Annotated in this window: 2 protein-coding genes; both read right to left on the bottom strand. The window is 47.6% G+C overall.

Features of this window, described 5'->3' with window-relative positions; all coding sequences use genetic code 11:
• A partial coding sequence (locus tag A3738_RS14180) for an SDR family NAD(P)-dependent oxidoreductase (protein ID WP_156504262.1) occupies positions 1-343 on the bottom strand: 343 nt, incomplete at its 3' end.
• A 4-nt stretch (positions 344-347) separates the two neighbouring features.
• Positions 348-1,724, bottom strand: a 1,377-nt coding sequence (locus tag A3738_RS14175; protein WP_068763657.1) for an acyclic terpene utilization AtuA family protein, incomplete at its 5' end; no start/stop codon positions are given.

The raw sequence follows: 1,724 nt of genomic DNA, 5'->3' as shown, positions 1-1,724 counted from the left end.
CTTTTTGGTTAATACCCGTAAGAGGGGATGGGAACTGGCCGCCAGCGTTATTCACTAGGCCGTGGATGATTTCGTTATTTGCTTTGATGGCTTTGATACACACTTTCACGGCATCTTCGTCGCGAATATCGCAGGCATGTGCTTCAGCGCTGCCGCCGTCTTCAAGGATTTCTGCTTTTACGCTTTCGAGCTTTTCAATTTTCCGCCCAATGAGCACAACGTGAGCTCCAAGCTGCGCAAGTTCGTGGGCTGTGCAACGTCCGATGCCGCTACCGCCGCCGGTCACGATCATGGTTTTGCCTTCAAACAGGCCTTCTTTTAATACTGATTGATATCCTGACATCGATTTACTTCTCTAAACTTGCGTATATTTCTTGGGAAACCGGAATTGGGAACTCTAATAACTGTTGGCCGTAGGCTTTACCTTGTGGGTCGATGCGCAGACTTGCGACACCGCCTCCGCCAAGACTGTTTTCGAGTAGGAAATTCATTGCGCTGAATCCGGGCATATTCCAACGCGTTACCTTACCGGTTTTAGGATCTAAGGTATGTCGCATAAAGTTCGCGACAGCGTCACTGCTTAGTGCTGCTTTAATAAATGGCATATAATCTGGCTCTCTTGCGATCACGCCAATATTGGCATGATTGCCTTTGTCACCACTGCGAGCATAAGCAAGCTTGATTAACGGAACGGTGTGAGGTGTTGCTGTTTCGAGTGCGTCACCTACATAGTTTTCGCTCGGGCAAAGTGCTTCAAAGTCTTCATGAGGCAGGTTGACTGCGAGTGTTTGCTCATCCAACTTCACTGCAAGATCGACAGTCGACTTGGGAATCAAACATGAATAGAGGCGTATCTTCGGCCAAACAGTAGGGCGACCTCCGACAATGCCTGTAATACCCGGAGCCATGCCAGTTGCGGCTTGAGCAATTTCTTTTGAAAACAATACAAGCGACTTTTTGTCTGGGCTAGCGACAGAAATCTTCACAACAATCTCTCGACACATCTCAGCCTTGGCATGCTCGCCGTATGTGGCTTCAGAACCGAGTAGTTCGATACTGGTTTCCGAATAAGGTCTTAAGCCTTTTGCTTCGATCATACGTGAGGTTTTAGACAAAATGGCTTCGGCCACGGCTTGTGCTTTTGCTTTTGCATTGATGCCAGCAAGTAAAAATGTCACGGTACATTTAAAACCGTCGGGGTAGGTGGCCGATACTTTGTATTGATCAGTTGGTGCTTTACCTAGGGAGCCAGATACCCGAACGAGATTGTCTGCGGCTTGTTCTAGCTTCACTTGTGTAAAGTCACACACAACATCAGGAAGGATATAGTTTTCTGGGTCGCCGATTTCGTAAACGATTTGCTCTGCAACCGTTGCTGTTGTGACTAAACCGCCCGTTTTTTCAGGCTTTGTGATAACAAATTCTGCGTCTTGATCTATTTCTACAATAGGGAAGCCCATGTCATCAAACCCATCTTTGACCAGTTCCCAGTCAGTGAAATTACCACCAGTACAGTGCGCTCCACATTCGATAATGTGTCCAGCTAGAGAGCCTTGAGCGAGTTTGTCGTAATCGCTCCATGACCAATCAAATTCATGCATCATGGCGCCGAGAACGACTGCACTGTCGACTACGCGACCGGTAATGACAATATCAGCATCTTCAGCAAGAGCAGCCGCAATGGCTGGAGCACCCAAGTATGCATTCATACTTACGAACATAGG

This window comes from Oleiphilus sp. HI0066 (assembly GCF_001635725.1).
Note: the sequence above shows the minus strand (reverse complement) of the source record. Positions and strands in the feature narration are given on the sequence as shown.